Genomic DNA, 17432 nt, shown 5'->3' with positions numbered 1-17432 from the left:
AAACCACCGCGGCCCGGTCGGATCCACCGACCGGGCCGCTTTTGTTCAGCGTGTGAGCTCAGCGAACGCGATATCGCCGACGATCACATGCTCGAGCCGGACCAGCCCGTCACGGTGGATCTGATGCAGCCGATACTCGCGCGCATGCGCGTCGAGCCGGAACTCGAGCACCTCGGCTATCTCGAATTTCGTATCGAGCATGACCACGAGGTAGAGCGGAATGCCGACTCGCGCGTACTGCGCCTTCTTGTCGAGCAGGTCCTCGGCCGCTGTCGACGGCGACGACACCTCGACCACGATCAGCGCGTCACCCGCTTCCGGTTTGTCTCCCGGCTGGTCCAGGCATCGGTACACCGTGACCTCGGGCCGCCGGAAGGTGAACTTCGGAACCCGCCAGAGCACCACATCGATGTCGGTCTCGGCGCGTATACACGGTTCGGTGCTCGGCAGATCCTCCATCGCGCCGGCAAGTCGGCGAGCGATGCGGTTGTGCTCAGGCGTCGGCGATTCGCAGAGGATGACGTGCCCGTGCACAACCTCGATCTCCCGGGAGACGTCCTCGGGGAGCTGACGGTACTGCTCTTCCGTCATCTGATGCGGTAGCGAGTCCACGGCCTGGATCGTCATGGGCCGAGCTTACCGACTGGGCCGCCACCTCGGCACTACTCGTGAACGACTTCGACGGGGTCGGTGAGGGCCAGGGCGAGGGCGGATTGTTGGGACTGGCCTCGTGGGGGGAGGGCTTCGAGGGCCTTGCCGGTTTGGGTGTTGAGGTTGCCGACGATGTTCTGTAGGGCGCCTACGCCGCCGGTGAGTTGTTCTACGGCCGAGAGTAGTTGGGCGCCACCCTGTTCGGCGAGGGTGGGCAGGCCCTTGGCGAGTTCGGCGCCCTGGGTGAGTTGGTCGCGGGCGCTGTTGAGGCGGGCGACGACGGTGCGCAGGAGGGTGCCCAGGTCCGTATTGGGATCGACTGCGGCGCCGGTCAATTCGCTGAGGCCGTCCAGTTGGGTGCCCGCCTGGTTCGACACTCCTCGTAGTGCTTCGAGTTTGGTGATGATGTCGGCGAGTTGGGGGTCGCCCGCGAAGGGGAGGGCCCTCAGCAGCGGCAGGATCTGGTCGAGGCCGGAGCCCATGGCCGCCGCGCCGGCTTGGACGCCGGCGATGGTGACGCCGGTGGCGCCGAGGGCATCGGCCAGCTGGGTGGCCTGCTTGGCGGCGCCGTCGACGGTCTGGTTCAGCAGCTCGATGGCCGAAGTGAGTTGGCCCGCGCCCTCTTTCGCATAGTCGAGGAACCCGAGCATCTGTTCCGCACCGCCGCTGAACTGGCTCGCGCCGTCGGCGGCGGCGTTCACGCCCGCGCTGAGCAGCTGTGCGGTGAACTGGACGGAGGTCATCTGGTTGCGTGCCTGCGAGACCGCGGCCAGCGCGGCGTCGACGCCGGACGCGCCGATCCGGTGGGTCACCACGTCCACCGCGCCGTTCACGGTGTTCGCGTCGGCACCCTCGTGGCTGGTGACGGTGACCTTGGCGCGCTTGGGTTCCGGAGTGGCGAGGGTGGCCATCGACGCGGTGAGATCGGCGGGCAGGGTGATCACGGCGGCGAAATCGTCTTCGTCGATCTCTCCGGGCTTCGCGAGCGTCCATTCGTAGCCGCCCGCGTCCTGCACGGCCTTGGCCACACGCTCCCCGGTGGGCCCGGAATCGGCATTGACCAGCGCCATCCCGGTCGGCGCCGCCTCCTTGCCCGTACAGGCGACAGCACCGCCCGCCAGCGCGAGGGCAGTGGCAAGGCAGAGCAGACGCGCGCGTTTGTCGATCACATCGGTGAAGGTATCCCCGGATTCCGGTGCCGGAGATGGGAGATGTCTGAGAGTTCTTTGAGGAAGGGCTGGTTGCGGGTAGCTGTCGGTGTGCCGGCCGAGCGGGGTGAGCGGTCGCTCATCGATAGCTGGCTCCTCAAACTATGCCTTGTGTCACAACGGGTTACGCAATCCTGTGGTGGTTCGGTACAACTCTCGAGTCAATCGACATCGAGATTTTTTCGATTCGTCCGGGGGGTTCGGGGATTCTTCGGAAGCATCGGGAGGGAGCACCGAATAATGTTCAAGCACACCATCACTCGCGCCGGTCGCCGCGCGGTCTTCGCCGCACTGCCGCTGGCCGTCGCCGCCTCGCTCGTCACCACGGGCACCGCGGCCGCCGACGTCACCGTCGAGCGCCAGGGCGAGATCGCGACCGCGCTCGGTAGCGAAGGCGTTTCCGAGGGCGTCGGCTACAAGACCGTCGTCTCGCCGGATCTGCGCACCATCTCCGCGACCGTCGACAACGGCACCTTCGTGCTCTCGCCCGACTCCGCCAACGTCGCCGTCATCTCCGCCGCGGGCGCCAAGGTCAGCGAGTTTCCGCTGACGCTGGCCACCGCGGGCGGCAACAACGTCGCGCTGGCTTCGGTCATCTCCGAGGACGGTCGCACCCTGCAGATCGCCCCGCAGCTGTCCGCCGCCACCACCGACGAGCTGAAGAGCATCGCCACCAACCCCGAGGCCGGCAACCACGATCCCGTCCAGAACGGTGCGGCCGCCGGTGCCACCGTCGGCTTCCTGACCGCGGCGATCCTGTGCATTCCCGCACTGGCCGCGTTCATCATCGGCTACTTCGTCTGCGCGTTCACCTCGGGCGTCTCCATGGCGATCACCGGCGCGGTGCTCGGCGCGGTCATCGGTCTGGTCATCCCGGACGCGATCCCGCAGGTTCTGCCCTGATAAAAGCTTCAGTCGCTGCGCGTTAACTGTGCGGTAGTCTCGCGAGTATCTTCACCCGTGCCGGGTCAGGCGCGGAACTCACGAGAGTGGAGGTTCGATGTCCGACACCGACGATGCCAAAGCCAAGGCCAAGGCCGAGGGCGAGAAGATCGAGGCGGAAGCGAAGAAGGCAGCGGCCAACGTGAAGGCTGCTGCCGAGCGCGCGGCGGGCAGAGTGAAGGACGCTTTCAAGAGCGACAAGTAGTAGCGAGCTCGGCCCCGCACCCACCATCAGGATGGGTGCGGGGCTTTCGTGTTTCTACCGGGCCGGGCGAGCGGGCAGGTCGATGACGAGGCGGGCGCCGCCGAGCGGACTGTCCTCGAAGTACGTCAGCCCACCGTGCAACTGGGCCTGTTGGGCGACCAGCGCGAGGCCCAGACCCGAACCGCCCTTGGCGGCGTTGGTGCCACGGGCGAACCGTGCGAAGACCGCCGCGCGTTCTTCCGGCGCCACGCCGGTGCCGTTGTCGTCGACGGCGATGACGATCCGACCGTGCGGAGTGCGGTGCGCCGAGACGACGGCGGCGGTGGCGCCGCCGTGCTTCACCGAGTTGGTGAGCGCGTTGTCGACGGCAAGGCGCAGGCCGGCGGGCAGGCCGCGGGTCACCAGTTCGGCGTCGGTGTCGATGCGCACCGACAGGCCGGGGTTGTGGCGCATGGCGTCGTGGGCGGCCTGGTCGCACAGGTCGGCGACATCGGTGGGGACGTGATCGGTTTCGGCGGTGAGATCGCCGCGGGCGAGCCGTTCGAGCGCCGACAGGGTGGTTTCCACCCTGGTCTCGTTGCGGGCGAGGTCGTCGAGGATCTCGCGACGCTGTTCGTCGGTGAGGTCGAGGGTGCGCAGGACCTCGAGGTCGGTGCGGATCGCGGTGAGCGGGGTGCGCAGTTCGTGGGCGGAGACGGCGGCGAAATCGCGGGCCGTCTCCAGGGCGGCAGCGGTCTCGGCCTGCGCCTGGTCGACGCGGGCAAGCATGGTGTTCACCGCGTCGGCCAGCTTCACCGCCTCGTCGACACCGGAGCCGTCGACCGGTCGATCGTGCTCGTCCGGCTCGCCGCCCGCGCTGCGGGCGGATACCTGCCTGGTCAGCTTCACGATCGGGCCGACCGCGCGCCCGGCGAGCAACCAGCCCAGCGCCGCCGCGGCCGCCACCGCGATCGCCGCACCCGCGAGGACCCAGCGCTGCTGGTCGTCGGTCGCCTTGGTGGCCTCGGTGGTCGGAATCGCCAGTGAGACAGTGCGGCCCGTGGGCTGGTTCTCGGTGGTGGTCAGCACCCGATAGGGCTGGCCGTGTAGCTCGACGGTCTGCGAGCCGGGGGGCAGGTCCGGCAGTTGGGTGGAGCTCGACGCGGTCACCTGGCCGTCGTCGCGCACCGTGAGCGCCATGGTGTTCTGCAGGCCGGTCAGGTTGACGAAACCGGTTGCCAGCACCGGCTCGATCAGCACGATGCGCGAAGCGATTTCCAGTTGCTGATCGGTTTGGGTCACATTATTGCGTTCGATTGCTTGGAAACCCACGAAAGCGGCGATCGTGACGATGATGACCGCACCTGCCGCAGCCGCTCCCGCGACTCTGGTCCGGAGCGAAAACGATTGTCTGCGAAGATGTTTCGGGGGCTCGGGGATCATTTCGATTCCCGGAGTACGAAACCCACCCCGCGAATCGTGTGCAAAATCCTTGGCGTGTCATCTATTTCGAGTTTCCTGCGCAGGTATCCGACGAACACATCGACCACATTCGTATCTGCTATGAAATCGTAACCCCACACCAATTCCAGCAGTCGCTCGCGCGTCAACACCACACCGGCATTCCGGGCGAGCGTGGACAGCAATTCGAATTCCCTTTTGGTGAGCTCGATTTCGCGTCCGCGCAGGAGAGCGCGATATCCCGCGACATCGACCAGCAGCGGGCCGACGGTCAGCGCACCGGGCGCTACGGGGTCGGGCGTGTCGGTGCGACGGCGCAGCAGGGCCTTGATCCTGGCCACCAGTTCGGCGAGCTCGAACGGCTTCACCAGGTAGTCGTCGGCGCCGGATTCGAGGCCCGCGATCCGGTCGTCCACCGAGGCGCGGGCGCTGAGCACGCAGATGGGTACGTCGTTGCCCATCGCACGCAGGGCGGTGACGACGCCCGCACCGTCGAGGACCGGCATGTTCATGTCGAGGACCACCGCGTCGGGCGCCTGCTCGGCGACGGCTCGCAGCGCGGCGCCGCCGTCGCGCGCGACCAGCACCCGGAACCCGGACAGTCGCAGGCCACGTTCGACCGAGGCGAGAACGTCCTCGTCGTCATCGACGACGAGGACCGTAGAGGAAGTCACTCCGTGAGCCTATATTTTCGGCGGCCCGGGGGCCGCGTGGTCTCGGCCTGTCGGCCTCGATCTTCCCTCCCGGCGGGCACTCCTTCGTCGCACCCTCTGGTCAGTCCAGATCGAGGCGGCCGAGACGCCCCTGCGGGGCTGTGAAGGACCTCGGGTGTTCACGGAGCAGGGGAAACCGGGTCGTTGTCCTGTTCAGGGGTGGCGGTTGTGGTGATGCTGCCGAGTGGGGGGTTGGCGAGGATGCGGTCGGCGAGGGCAGTCAGGACGTGGGGATCCTCGATGGTCGCCGGGGTTTCGACGTGTTCGCCCGCGGTGAGCTGACGGATCGTCTTGCGCAGGATCTTGCCCGAGCGGGTCTTGGGCAGGCCGGTGACGATGATCGAGTCGTGCAGGGTGGCGATCGCACCGATCTGGGCGCGGACCCGGTCGTCGAGTTCGGCGCGCAGTTGCTGCTGGTCGATGTCGACGCCCTGCTTGAGCACCACATACGCCAGCGGCAGGCTGCCCTTGAGCTCGTCGGGCATGCCGATCACCGCGCATTCGGCGACGGCCTCGTGCCCGGCGATGGCGGCCTCGATGCTGCCCGCCGACAGTCGGTGCCCGGCGATGTTGATCACGTCGTCGCTGCGGCCCAGGACGTAGAGGTAGCCGTCTTCGTCGAAGTAGCCGGAGTCGCCGGTGAGGTAGTGGCCGGGGAAGGCCGACAGGTACGAGCGGATGAAGCGTTCCCGGTCGCGCCACAACCCGGTCAGGCAGCCGGGCGGCAGCGGCAGCCCGATGACGATATTGCCCTCGGTTCCGGTGGGCACCGCGTTGCCGTTCGCGTCGAGTACCCGCAGCCGGTAGCCGGGCACCGGCACACTCGCCGAACCGGGCTTGACGGGCAGTTCCTGCAGGCCGAGCGGGTCGGCGCAGATCGGCCAGCCGGTCTCGGTCTGCCACCAGTGATCGATCACCGGGGTGTCGGGATGCTCGGCGAGCAGGGTGCTCGTCGCCCACTCGAGGGTGGCCGGATCGAGCCGCTCGCCCGCGCAGAACAGCGCGCGCAGCCGGGACAGGTCGTAGCGGTTGGCCGCGGTGGCGTCGGGGTCGGCACGGCGGATCGCGCGCAACGCGGTGGGTGCGGTGAACAGCACCCGCACGTCGTGCTCGTCGATGATCCGCCAGAACGCGCCCGCGTCGGGGGTGCCGACGGGCTTGCCCTCGTAGAGCACCGTCGTCGCGCCGACCAGCAAGGGCGCGTAGACAATGTAGGAGTGGCCGACGACCCAGCCCACATCGGAGGCGGCCCAGAACACCTGACCAGGGCCGACGTCGTAGATATTGCGCATCGACCAGGCCAGCGCCACCGCGTGTCCGCCGTTGTCGCGCACCACGCCCTTCGGCTTTCCCGTGGTGCCCGAGGTGTAGAGGATGTAGAGCGGATCGGTGGCGGCCACCGAGACCGGATCGGCGGGCGCGACGCCGTCGACGCAGGCATCCCAATCGATCCAGCGGGCGGCGACGGTCTGCTCCGAGGGCGGCAACACGTCGGTGGCGGGCAGGGCGGCGGGGAACTCGATCGTGGTGAACTCGGGTCGCTGCTTGACGATCACCGTGCGCACCGACGCGGTCTCGGCGAGGTCGAGCGCGGCCATCACGATCGGCGGGTAGTCGATCCGGCGATGGGGTTCGAGCCCGCCCGACGCGGTGACGATCAGGACCGGCTCGGCGTCGTCGATGCGGGCAGCCAGTTCGGGCGCGGCGAACCCGCCGAACACCACCGAGTGCACCGCGCCGATGCGGGCACACGCCAGCATCGAGATCACCGCTTCGGGGATCATCGGCAGATAGATCACCACTCGATCACCGGCCACCACACCGAGATCGCGCATGGCCCCGGCGAACTCGGCCACTTTGTCGAGCAATTCGGCGTAGGTGTAAATCGTGGTGGTGTCCGTCATAGCGGAGACATATATGAGGGCGGGTCGATCAGCATGTCCACCCTCGTCGACAGTGCCCGCTCGGACGTGGCGGTCGAGGGCGTTCACGCAGGTATTGAGGCGGGCGTCGGGGAACCATCGGGCCGATCGCTTATCGGCGGCATCGACGATCTGCTGGGGTTCGACATCCCACTCGATGCTCTGAGCTGCGGCGGACCAGAAGTCGGCTGGGTCGACCAGGCTGGTCTGATAGACCGGCCGGTACTCGTGTTCGGTGTCCAACCCCGTGACTCCCTAGCCTCGCTTCGATGCCCGCTCGATAGATCCAGATGATTGTGGCAGACTTCACGCGACACCCGAGGGGGTGCCGCGACCTTTGGTTTTGCCTACAACAGGCTGGTCATGGAGCGGACCTCGACCGGGAGTCAGCCAAGAAGTTATTGATCCGTTAGAATCCGATGTCACTTATTCGGGCAGTCGTAGACGCAATTTCTCGGCCAGCCGTAGTTCTCGGCCAGCAGCCACTGGCGAGCCACCATCGCGCCTGTGGAGGTTCGCCTCAGGCGTACGGTACGAGGCCAGTTTGGAAAGTGAGTGGGAGATGCGTGACGCCGCTAGGTCCAGCAGTAAACGCTGGGCGCTCGGCAACTGGGACCTGCGTTGGAAGGTTACGGCCGTGCTTGCCGTGCCACTCGCGGTCGCGGTCGGGCTCGGCGTGTCGAGAATTACCTCGGAGTTCTCGGAAGCCAACCGGCTGTCGAGCATCAATGAGCAGATCGACACGATTCCTTCGGTCACCGCGCTGAGCGCGAGCACCGCGAAGGTCGCAGGCAGCCAGATGGTGCCCGCAGGCCCCGGAATCAGCTTGGTCACCGAGAAGGACCTCACCGAGCTCGACGCCGCCATCGCTACGGCCGAAGTCGCCCACGGCAAGTTGATCGATCTGCCGAAGGCGCACTCCGCGCTGGAGCGGATGATCACCCAGGCCAAGACGGTGCGTGGGCAGGGCACGGCGTTGACCACGTCGGCCGAGCCCGCGCTGGCCTCGGTCGAGCAGATGCGTAAGGAAAGCGTCGACATCGTCGAGACGACCGTGGCGCAGGTGAGCGATCCAGTGATGGATACGGCCAAGCTGCGACTGGTCGACTCTCTCAACACCCGCTCGCTCCTCGTCGACGAGCTCGCCGGGCTCTCCGAGATGCTGCGTGGTCTGCCGACCGGATCGCAGAATTTTCTCACCGGCGTCAGCACCGAGAACCACCTGCTCGAAGTGCTCGCCATCCGCTTCCCGGCCGGTGACCGGGTCATCGCCGACCTGAAGGCACAGGCCGACGTCCGGAAGAACCTGATCAGCAGTCCCGAAGTGCAGGCAGGCAAGTTGCCCGTCAGCGACCTGCGCACTTCGCTGTACACCAGCCTCATCGGCTACGAGGGCGTCGTCAACGAGGCCACCAAGGCCATCGAGTCCTCGATGGACGAGCTGGCAGGCGCGGCCGCCACCGGCGCCTGGACCTATACCGCGGTCGTCATCGCGACGATCCTGGCCGCGTTGCTGCTGGCCGTGTTCGTCGCCCGCTCGATGATCGTGCCGCTGCACCGCCTTCGACTGGCCGCGCTGCGCGTCGCCGAGTCCGATCTGCCGCACGAGGTCGCCCAGCTCCGCAACGGTGCCGCGCCCGAAGACGTGCCGCTGGAGCCGATGCCGGTGCGCTCCGACGAGGAGATCGGCCAGCTCGCCCGCGCCGTCGACGATATCCACGGTCAGGCGCTGCGTCTGGCCAGTGACCAGGCGCAGATGCGTTCGCAGGTCAACGACATGTTCGAGACCCTGGCCCGGCGCTCCAAGTCGCTCGTCGACCATCAGCTCACCCTCATCGAGGCGATGGAGTACGACGAGAAGGACCCGCGCCTGCTCGAGAACCTCTTCCGGCTCGACCACCTCGCCGCGCGCATGCGCCGCAACGGTGACAACCTGCTGATTCTGGCCGGTACCAAGCAGCGCCGGACGAAGTCGGCTCCGGTCGAGATCGCCGACGTGCTGCGCGCCGCGATCTCCGAGGTCGAGGACTACGAGCGGGTCAAGCTCGGCGCCACACCGCGCGGCTCGCTGGTCGAACCGGCCGCCTCCGACATGGCGCACCTGTTCGCCGAGTTGCTCGACAACGCGCTGCGGGCCTCCCCGCCCGAGACCGACGTCAAGTTCACCTTCGCCCAGGCGCACGACCAGGGTCTGCTGATCGAGGTCGCCGACCGCGGTATCGGTATGCCGCCCGCGGAGATGTCGGAGATCAACCACCGGCTCGGCCAGACCGCCGAGCCCGGTCCCGACACCGCTCGCCACATGGGTCTGTTCGTGGTGGGCCGACTAGCCGAGCGCCACGGTCTCACCGTGCGACTTCGCCCGACCTTCGATACCGCCCGCGATCCCGGCGTCACCGTCACCGTGCACGTGCCGGTCGGCCTGATCGTCGCGGTGGCCGGCGGCACCGTGATCCCGCCGCAGCAGTTGCAGAAGCAACAGCCGAGTCCGCAGACACCGCCCCAGCAGCAGCAGCCGAACCCGCAGCAGCAGCCGAGCACCATGCAGACCCGCGCGATCACCCGCACCCCGGGTGGCAACGTGATGGTCACCGTGGATCCCGGCGTCAGCGGGCCGACCCCGGCGGGTGCCGGTGGTGGGTTGCCGCAGCGTCAGCCGGGTAACTCGATGGCTGCGGGCGCTGCCCAGGACGCGACCGAGCAGTCGTCGCCGTCGCTGCGCCCGCCCGCGCCGGGACAGACGAACGTGCCGCAGCGCGGCAAGCTCGCCGCGGCGAATCTGCCCAAGCGCAATCTGGCACCGGGTGGCCCGCCGCGTCCGCCCGCCGGGCCGGGTCAGCAGGGTCCGACCGAGCAGAAGCTGGGTGGATCGCCGCAGGCCGGTGGTGGGTTGCCGCAGCGTCAGCCGGGTGCCAACGGTGCGCCGTCGCGCGACTCCGCGCAGCCGCAGGCTCAGTCGCCGCGTGATTCGGCACCGCCTCAGCGCGATCCGGCACAGACGCAGCGGGGGAGTACCCCCGGTGGTCTGCCGCAGCGTTCGCCGGGCGCCAACGGCGCCCCGCAGCGTGATCCTTCGGTCGGGCTGCCGCAGCGCGACCAGGCACCGCGGCCGCCGCAGCGTGAGCAGACCGGTGGTCTGCCGCAGCGTGACCCGTCGACCGGCCTCCCGCAGCGTGAGCCGACCGGTGGTCTTCCGCAGCGTGATCCGGCAACGGGTCTGCCGCAGCGTGACCCCGCGAGTGCGCAGCGTGATCCATCGCAGTCGACCGGATTGCCGCAGCGTGGTCAGGCAAGCGCCGCACCGCAGCGTGATTCCACGCCGCCGCAGCGTGATCCGTCGACCGGTCTTCCGCAGCGTGGCAATCCCGCAGGCGGTCTGCCGCAACGCGATCCCGCGCCGCGTCTGCCGAGTCGGGATCAGTCCGGTGGGTTGCCCAGGCTCGATCAGACCGGCGGTCTGCCGCAGCGTGAGCCGACCGGCGGTCTGCCCCAACGTGACCCGTCGACCGGCCTCCCGCAGCGTGAGCCGACCGGTGGTCTGCCATCGCGTGATCCGGCCAATGGCCTGCCGCAGCGTGAGCAGACCGGCGGTCTGCCCCAACGTGATCCGGCCAACGGACTGCCGCAGCGGGCCCAGCCCGCCCGTCCGGCCAACGGCCTGCCGCAGCGCGCAACCCCTGCGCCGCAGCAGGATCCGGCCGACAACGGTCTGCCGCAGCGCGCCCCGGCCGCGGGTCAACCGCAGCGGGACGCACCCAACGGACTGCCTCAACGTGCGGCTGCGCCGAATGGGCTGCCGCAGCGCGATCCCGGGGCTAGTGTTGTACCGCAGGCGACCGCCGGGCCAGGAGTGGCTCTGCCGCAACGGGATCGGGACCCTGCGGGGCCGGATAACGCTGCGTCGGCAGGGCGTGATCCGGGTCGGCACAGCTTCCGGTCCAATCCGGTCAAGGCTGCGTCGTTCTTCCAGACCAGGTTGCAGCCGGCACCGGAAGGTGATTCCGTGATGGGCGGAACACCGATCTTCGCGGAGATGATGTCGTCGTGGCTCACGGACGAGAATTCCGACCGGAACCAGATGGCCGCGTCCTTCGAATCACCCGGTGATGACGGCTGGGAGGCTGCTCGCGCGGCGAGCGAAGCCCAGTCCGAGGTGCGTACCGCCGCCGGCTTGCCTCAGCGCAGTCCGGGCGGGAGGCTTGTGCCGGGTGGTGTGAGCGGCACCGCCGATCGCACTCCGCAGCAACGCGATCCCGCCACGATCCGCAACAGCCTGAGTCGTCACCAGCAGGGCGTCCGGGATGGCCGCGCAATGAAGGCAATGAACCTAACCGGAGATAAAGGAGACCGATGAACCCCGATCTAGGTGGTACGAACCGTCAGCTGGATTGGCTGGTTTCGAACTTCGCCAACGAGGTTCCTGGCGTAGCCCATGCCGTCCTGGTCTCGGCTGACGGACTGTTGATGGCCGCGAGCGCTCAGCTCCCGGTCGACCGCGCCGAGCAGCTCTCCGCTGTGACCGCCGGACTTGCCAGCCTGTCCGTCGGCGTGTCGAATCTGTTCGAAGGCGGTACGGTACTCCAGTCCGTCGTCGAGATGGAGCACGGATACCTGCTGCTCATGGCAGTCGGCGACGGCTCATATCTAGCGGTCCTGACCAACACCTCGTGTGACATCGGTCAGGTCGGCTACGAAATGGCACTTCTGGTCGAGCGCGTTGGCCAGACGGTCCAGGCCACGCCTCGCGTCACGATGGGTTCCTGATGGTGGGATGGACATAGACGATCACCGCATGGGGAGCGCCGAGCCCAGCCTCGTTCGCCCGTACTCCTTGACTGCCGGCCGCACCAGGCCGGCGGTCGAGTTGGCGCTGGAGGCACTCGTCGCATCGCATCCGGTCGCCATGGAGCGGCAGTACGAACTGAACAACCTCGAAACGTCCATCGTGGAGTTGTGCAGGCAATCGCCGTCCGTTGCCGAGATAGCTGCCCAGCTGTACATCCCGATCGGGGTGGCCCGGGTACTCGTAGCCGACCTGATCGAGGCCGGTCATGTCCGGGTTTCGGCAACTTTGAAAGACGATTCCAGCGACGATGAACGTCGCGAGCTGATCGAAAGGGTTCTCAGTGGACTCCGGCGTATTTGATTCGACGGCGCAGGTCGACACCCGCACGGCCAAGCCGACTTCGGCGAAGATTGTGGTCGCCGGCGGCTTCGGCGTGGGTAAGACCACGATGGTCGGCGCGGTGTCGGAGATCGTTCCGCTGCGCACCGAGGCGTTGGTCACCAACGCCAGTACCGGAATCGACAACCTGACCGGTATTCCGCAGAAATCGACCACCACGGTGGCGATGGACTTCGGTCGCATCAGCCTCGCCGACGACCTGGTCCTGTACCTGTTCGGTACGCCGGGCCAGTATCGGTTCTGGTTCATGTGGGACGACCTGATCCGCGGCGCCATCGGCGCCGTGGTGTTGGTCGACACCCGCAGGCTCGAAGACAGCTTCGCCGCTGTCGACTACTTCGAGGCCCGCGGGCTGCCGTTCCTGGTGGCGCTCAACGAGTTCGACGACGCGCCGAAGTACCCGCTCGAGGACATCCGCCAGGCCCTCGCGGTTCCCGCCGACGTGCCGATCATGTCGATCGACGCCCGTCGCCGGGAACCGGCCAAGCAGGCCCTGGTCGCCTTGACCGAGTACGCGTTGCGCAAGGTCATGCAGGGCTACTGACGTGAGACGGGGCTGCCGCGATGAAGGCCGCAGCCCCGCCCTCGTTCGGGCCGTGCTCGGTCAGGACTCTGGTTCGGGATCGGGCCGGGTCCAGCCGAGGATCATCGCCGGCGCACAGCCGCCTGCCATGATCGTGGCCAGCATCATCAGTCCGCCCGCGTAGGCGATGTTGTAGGCGTCGGTCTCCGGTGAGAACGTGCTGCCGAAAATCAGGTACGCCAGCGGCGGCATGGTCAGCGACTGAGTGAGCGCGAGCCCCACCGAACGCGCCTTGTTGCGTTCGGTGATCTCCAGTTCGTCGAGCATCTGGTCGGGTGCGTGGTCCTGCCCGCCCGACGCGATCCGCAACATCGTCCAGCTGGGCAGGAACAGCAGCGCCGAGACGAGCGCGACCACGGGCGCGCCGGACAGGTCCAGCGCGCGGATCACCCCCGCGCCCGCGAGCCCGAGCAGGGCGATCGTCACGACGACGACGAGAATCCGCCGCCGACGCAGCGGTCGCCAGCTTCTCAACATCCCCGAGGTCTGCTGCTCCTGGGCCAGCCAGCGCCGGACGCGGTAATTCTGGTAGCGGTCGATGAGCGTGCTGGTCATGGCATCTCGCCTTTCGTGCGTGGGTAGAGCTCGGCCGACAACGGCCCGAATTCCTTGCGGGAGAACACGACTTCGACCGGCAGCGCGAACACATCGCAGATGCGCATCGCCAGATCGAGGCTCGGATAGTGATCGCCACGCTCGAGCGCGCCGATCGTCTGGACATTGACGTTGACGGCCTCGGCAAGCGCCGCCCTGCTCATCCGATGCTCCGCGCGCAACACGGCGATGCGATTGAAGATCGGCAGGGTTTCCCCTCGTCTGACTGGGCTCACCTAACAAAGTGTTGTAAAAACACAATAGAAAGTCAAGGTGTTGCAACGTAACGTCATGATTGTGTGAACCACTCGAACTCGCTCCGGCTACGCTCACAGCGTGCATATGTCGGCCGATGACCTGCTCGAACAGTTGCTCGACGCGGACTCTTTCGTGAGCTGGGATCGTGCGCCGATCGAGCCGGTGATGTCGCCGCGTTATCGGCAGGAGCTCGTCGCCGCGGCGGAACGGGCGGGTACCGATGAGGCGGTGTTGACGGGGGAGGGGTTGTTGCGGGGGCGCCGGGTCGCGGTGATCGCTTGTGAGTTCGCGTTTCTGGCCGGGTCGATCGGGGTGGCCGCGTCGGAGCGAATCGTGCGCGCGGTCGAGCGCGCTACCGAACTCGGCCTGCCGCTGATCGCCTCGCCGACCTCCGGCGGCACTCGGATGCAGGAGGGGACAGTCGCTTTCGTGCAGATGGTGAAGATCGCGGGCGCGGTGGCTGTGCACAAGGCGGCGGGCCATCCGTATCTGGTGTACCTACGCGATCCGACGATGGGTGGAGTGTTCGCCTCGTGGGGTTCGTTGGGACACATCACCTTCGCCGCGCCCGGCGCGCTCATCGGATTCCTCGGACCGCGCGTGTACGAGGCGTTGTACGGCAGGGCTTTTCCGCCCGGCGTGCAGACCGCGGAGAACCTCTATCGCAACGGTGTGATCGACGGAGTGGTGACGGTGGAGATCTTTCGCCGCATCGCGCACCGGGCGATGAGCGTCGCGGGCGGAGCCGTTGTTCCGGTGACGACCGAGCCGGGTTGGGCTGCGCCGGTGCGTAGTCCGGCGACACCGGCGAATCCGACTGCGAGCGCCTGGGATTCGGTGCTCAGCTCGCGCAGGCCGGGCAGACCGGGCATTCGGGACCTGCTTCGCCATACGACGCAACGGGTTCCGCTCAGCGGCACCGGCCGTGGCGAGTCCGATCGCACGGTGCTGCTCGCCCTCGCCCGCTTCGCCGGACAACCGTGCGTCGTCTTCGGACACGACCGGTCCGGCCAGGAGGGCGAGCACACCATGGGCCCGGCGGCCCTGCGCGAGGCGCGGCGCGCGATGGTCCTGGCGCGTGAATTGCGGTTGCCGCTGGTGCTCGTCATCGACACCGTCGGCGCTGCTCTGTCCAAAGAAGCCGAGGAACGCGGCCTCGCTCCCGAAATCGCCCGCTGCCTTGCCGATCTCGTCACCCTCGACACCCCGACGGTCTCGGTGCTGCTCGGTCAGGGCACCGGCGGCGGCGCGCTCGCGCTGTTGCCCGCCGACCGGGTGCTCGCCGCCAGGCACGGCTGGCTCGCCCCGCTGCCGCCGGAAGGTGCGAGCGCCATCGTGTTCCGCGACACCACGCACGCGCCGGAAATGGCCGCGGCGCAGGGCATCAGATCGGCGGACCTGCTCGAAGACGGTGTGGTGGACCAGATCGTCGAGGAGTATCCCGACGCCGCCGACGAACCCGTCGCCTTCGCTCGCCGCACGGTTCTCGCGATCGCCGCGGAACTGGCAGCGCTGCGCACCCACGAGCCCGCCGAACTGCGCACGATGCGGCAGGCCCGGTACCGGCGAATCGGACTTGCCGGAGCCGGGTACTGAACCGAGGGCGATCCCCTGACCAGCGCCCCGCTACGAGCGAGGGGGAAACACGCGACGCGCCGTCGTTGACGCCACACCGAACCACTTCTACCTTCGAGAGGGTGACCTTCCGCAGCGAGAGCAGCCCTGTCCCCACCATCGTGCTCAATGACGGGAACGTGATCCCACAGCTCGGCTTCGGTGTGTTCCAGGTGCCCGCGGAAGACGTCACCGGGGTGGTGGCCGAGGCGTTGAAGGTCGGCTACCGCAGCATCGATACGGCCGCGGTCTACGGAAACGAGGAAGGCGTAGGCCGCGCCGTCGGTGAATCGGGGATTCCCCGCGACGAACTCTTCATCACCACCAAGCTGTGGAACGCCGACCAGGGCTACGACAGCACCCTGCGCGCCTTCGATACCAGCATGCAGCGCCTCGGCCTGGACTATCTCGACCTGTATCTGATCCACTGGCCGGTCCCGTCCGCCGGACGCTACGTCGACACGTTCCGCGCGTTCCAGGCGCTGAAGGCGCAGGGTCGGATCGGCTCGATCGGTGTCTCCAACTTCCGGGTGATCGACCTGGAGACCCTGATCGCCGACGCGGGCGAGGTCCCCACGGTGAACCAGATCGAATTGCACCCCACGCTTGCCCAGCGTGACCTGCGCCAGTACGGCGCCAATCACGCGATCGCCACCGAGGCGTGGAGCCCGCTCGGGCAGGGCGCGTTGCTCGACAACCCGACCATCGTCGGCATCGCGAAGGAACTCGAGCGCACGCCCGCGCAGGTCATCATCCGGTGGCACCTGCAACTGGGCAATATCGTCATCCCGAAGTCGGTCACGCCGTCGCGGATCGCCGAGAACTTCGACGTGTTCACCTTCGAGCTCGATGCCGAGGCGATGGAGTCGATCAGCCGCCTCGACGCGGGCAAGCGGGTCGGCGGCGACCCGGCGACGTTCAGCGTCGGTCTGGACTGATCCCGAGGTAGTCGGTCAGTTCGCGCGCCGCTGCCCGGCCCGCCCGGTTGGCGCCGATCGTGCTGGCCGACGGTCCGTAGCCGATGAGATGGATGCGCGGGTCGACGGCCACCTGGGTCGCCAATCGCCCGGTCATGGTGATCCCGCCGCCGGGTCCGCGCAGCCGCAGCGGCGCCAAGTGATCCAGTGCGCTGCGGAAACCGGTCGCCCACAGGATGACGTCGGCGGCCTGGAAACTGCCGTCGGCCCATCGCACGCCGGTGGGCTCGATCCGCTCGAACATCGGCAACCGCCGCAGCGCACCCCGCTCGCGCGCGGCCCGCAATCGCTCGTCGAGTGGCAGTCCGGTCACCGACACGACCGAGCCGGGCGGCAGTCCCGCGCGTACGCGGTCCTCCACCAAGGCCACCGCGTCGCGCCCGTCCTGCTCGGCGAACGGCGTCTCCCGCCACCGTGGCTCCGACCTGGTAACCCATGTGGTGGAACTCACGAGCGAGATTTCGTCGAGCAACTGCACCGCCGAGATTCCCCCACCGACGACGACCACATGTTTGCCCGCGAACTCGTCGGCCGTGCGGTAGTCGCGGGTGTGCAGTTGGCGGCCCGCGAAGGTATCGGCGCCCGGATAGCGGGGGATGAACGGGTGCTCCCAGGTGCCGGTGCCGTTGATCAGCCCCCGCACACGCAGGGTGCCCGCCCCCTCGGTTTCGACCTGGAGTACCTCGCCGCGGCCCGCGCAGCTCTTGCCGTCAGCGGTCCGATCGCACACTACTTTCACCGTCACCTGTCGTTGAACCCGCAGGTCGAAGCGCTTTTCGTAGAGCTCGTAGTAGTGCGGCACCGCGGTGGCCGCTCGCGCCGACGCCGATCCGGCGGGCAGTGTCTCGGCGAACGACATCCCCGGCAGATCGTGCACTCGGTTCACCGTCGTCAGGGTCAGCGACGGCCATCGGAACTGCCAGGCGCCCCCTGGCCCCGGTGCGTGGTCGACGATGCGGAAATCGCGTTCGGGCGCCAGCCCCAGCTTGCGCAGGTGGTAACCGGCGGACAGTCCCGCCTGACCCGCACCGATCACCAGGATGTCTGGGGCAGAATAGTCATCGACCACAGCGGTCGATGCTATCGCCTTGCGGGGCGTTGTCGGCGGGCTGTGGCAGAGTGTGAACATCCACGAAATCC

General features: G+C 67.9%; 16 protein-coding genes. 8 read left to right on the top strand and 8 right to left on the bottom strand.

Translation table 11 applies throughout. The features are described from left to right. Window positions 1-45: 45 nt before the first annotated feature. Together ASD42_RS19390 and ASD42_RS19385 are read right to left on the bottom strand one after the other, a co-directional pair. Entirely contained in the window at window positions 46-627 is a 582-nt protein-coding gene (locus ASD42_RS19390) for a Uma2 family endonuclease (protein ID WP_056818593.1), read from the bottom strand. Window positions 628-662: 35 nt separating this feature from the next. Beyond that, complete coding sequence (locus ASD42_RS19385; protein WP_056818591.1) at window positions 663-1820, bottom strand: hypothetical protein; 1158 nt, start codon at window positions 1818-1820, stop codon at window positions 663-665. A 279-nt stretch (window positions 1821-2099) separates the two neighbouring features. On the opposite strand from ASD42_RS19385, the gene ASD42_RS19380 reads away from it, so the two are divergent. After that, complete coding sequence (locus tag ASD42_RS19380) at window positions 2100-2762, top strand: hypothetical protein (RefSeq protein ID WP_056818589.1); 663 nt, start codon at window positions 2100-2102, stop codon at window positions 2760-2762. Between the two features lie 97 nt (window positions 2763-2859). Next, entirely contained in the window at window positions 2860-3006 is a 147-nt protein-coding gene (locus tag ASD42_RS34455) for a hypothetical protein (RefSeq protein ID WP_156677508.1), read from the top strand. Between the two features lie 54 nt (window positions 3007-3060). Here the strand turns inward: ASD42_RS34455 and ASD42_RS19375 are convergent, their stop codons facing one another. From ASD42_RS19375 to ASD42_RS19365, 3 genes are all read right to left on the bottom strand, one after another. Continuing rightward, a complete protein-coding gene (locus tag ASD42_RS19375) occupies window positions 3061-4287 on the bottom strand; it encodes a sensor histidine kinase (RefSeq protein WP_307591096.1) in 1227 nt (408 codons plus the stop codon). A 137-nt stretch (window positions 4288-4424) separates the two neighbouring features. Beyond that, window positions 4425-5120, bottom strand: coding sequence for a response regulator transcription factor (locus ASD42_RS19370; protein WP_056818585.1), 696 nt, complete (start codon window positions 5118-5120; stop codon window positions 4425-4427). Window positions 5121-5278: 158 nt separating this feature from the next. Then, window positions 5279-7324 (bottom strand): AMP-binding protein, encoded by a 2046-nt coding sequence (locus ASD42_RS19365; protein WP_056818583.1) that lies wholly within the window; start codon window positions 7322-7324, stop codon window positions 5279-5281. Window positions 7325-7643: 319 nt separating this feature from the next. Here ASD42_RS19365 and ASD42_RS19360 point away from each other — a divergent pair, with 319 nt between their 5' ends. The 4 genes from ASD42_RS19360 to ASD42_RS19345 are packed head-to-tail and all read left to right on the top strand — an operon-like array spanning window position 7644 to window position 12810. Next, window positions 7644-11435: a sensor histidine kinase gene (locus ASD42_RS19360; protein ID WP_084787204.1), complete on the top strand. Its 3792-nt coding sequence runs from the start codon at window positions 7644-7646 to the stop codon at window positions 11433-11435. Further along, window positions 11432-11845: a roadblock/LC7 domain-containing protein gene (locus tag ASD42_RS19355; RefSeq protein ID WP_011207200.1), complete on the top strand. Its 414-nt coding sequence runs from the start codon at window positions 11432-11434 to the stop codon at window positions 11843-11845. The genes ASD42_RS19360 and ASD42_RS19355 overlap by 4 nt, the downstream gene beginning before the upstream one ends. Window positions 11846-11852: 7 nt before the next feature. Beyond that, a complete protein-coding gene (locus ASD42_RS19350) occupies window positions 11853-12227 on the top strand; it encodes a DUF742 domain-containing protein (RefSeq protein WP_056818578.1) in 375 nt (124 codons plus the stop codon). Continuing rightward, entirely contained in the window at window positions 12208-12810 is a 603-nt protein-coding gene (locus ASD42_RS19345) for a GTP-binding protein (protein ID WP_174551063.1), read from the top strand. Before ASD42_RS19350 ends, ASD42_RS19345 begins: the two co-directional genes overlap by 20 nt. Before the next feature lie 60 nt (window positions 12811-12870). On the opposite strand, the gene ASD42_RS19340 is transcribed toward ASD42_RS19345, so the two are convergent. Beyond that, window positions 12871-13404: a hypothetical protein gene (locus ASD42_RS19340; RefSeq protein ID WP_056818576.1), complete on the bottom strand. Its 534-nt coding sequence runs from the start codon at window positions 13402-13404 to the stop codon at window positions 12871-12873. Further along, entirely contained in the window at window positions 13401-13679 is a 279-nt protein-coding gene (locus tag ASD42_RS19335; RefSeq protein WP_056818574.1) for a helix-turn-helix transcriptional regulator, read from the bottom strand. Before ASD42_RS19335 ends, ASD42_RS19340 begins: the two co-directional genes overlap by 4 nt. 106 nt (window positions 13680-13785) lie before the next feature. On the opposite strand from ASD42_RS19335, the gene ASD42_RS19330 reads away from it, so the two are divergent. Both ASD42_RS19330 and ASD42_RS19325 read left to right on the top strand, forming a co-directional pair. Then, the gene (locus ASD42_RS19330) at window positions 13786-15297 is read left to right on the top strand and encodes a carboxyl transferase domain-containing protein (RefSeq protein WP_084465534.1); all 1512 of its coding nucleotides are present in this window, start codon (window positions 13786-13788) and stop codon (window positions 15295-15297) included. Window positions 15298-15398: 101 nt separating this feature from the next. After that, window positions 15399-16253, top strand: coding sequence for an aldo/keto reductase (locus tag ASD42_RS19325; protein WP_056818570.1), 855 nt, complete (start codon window positions 15399-15401; stop codon window positions 16251-16253). Here ASD42_RS19325 and ASD42_RS19320 read toward each other — a convergent pair. Then, a complete protein-coding gene (locus tag ASD42_RS19320) occupies window positions 16234-17361 on the bottom strand; it encodes an NAD(P)-binding domain-containing protein (RefSeq protein ID WP_056818568.1) in 1128 nt (375 codons plus the stop codon). The genes ASD42_RS19325 and ASD42_RS19320 overlap by 20 nt on opposite strands. Window positions 17362-17432 lie beyond the last annotated feature (71 nt).

The organism is Nocardia sp. Root136 (assembly GCF_001427185.1).
In the GTDB taxonomy this organism is placed as follows: domain Bacteria; phylum Actinomycetota; class Actinomycetes; order Mycobacteriales; family Mycobacteriaceae; genus Nocardia; species Nocardia salmonicida.
Note: the sequence above shows the minus strand (reverse complement) of the source record. Positions and strands in the feature narration are given on the sequence as shown.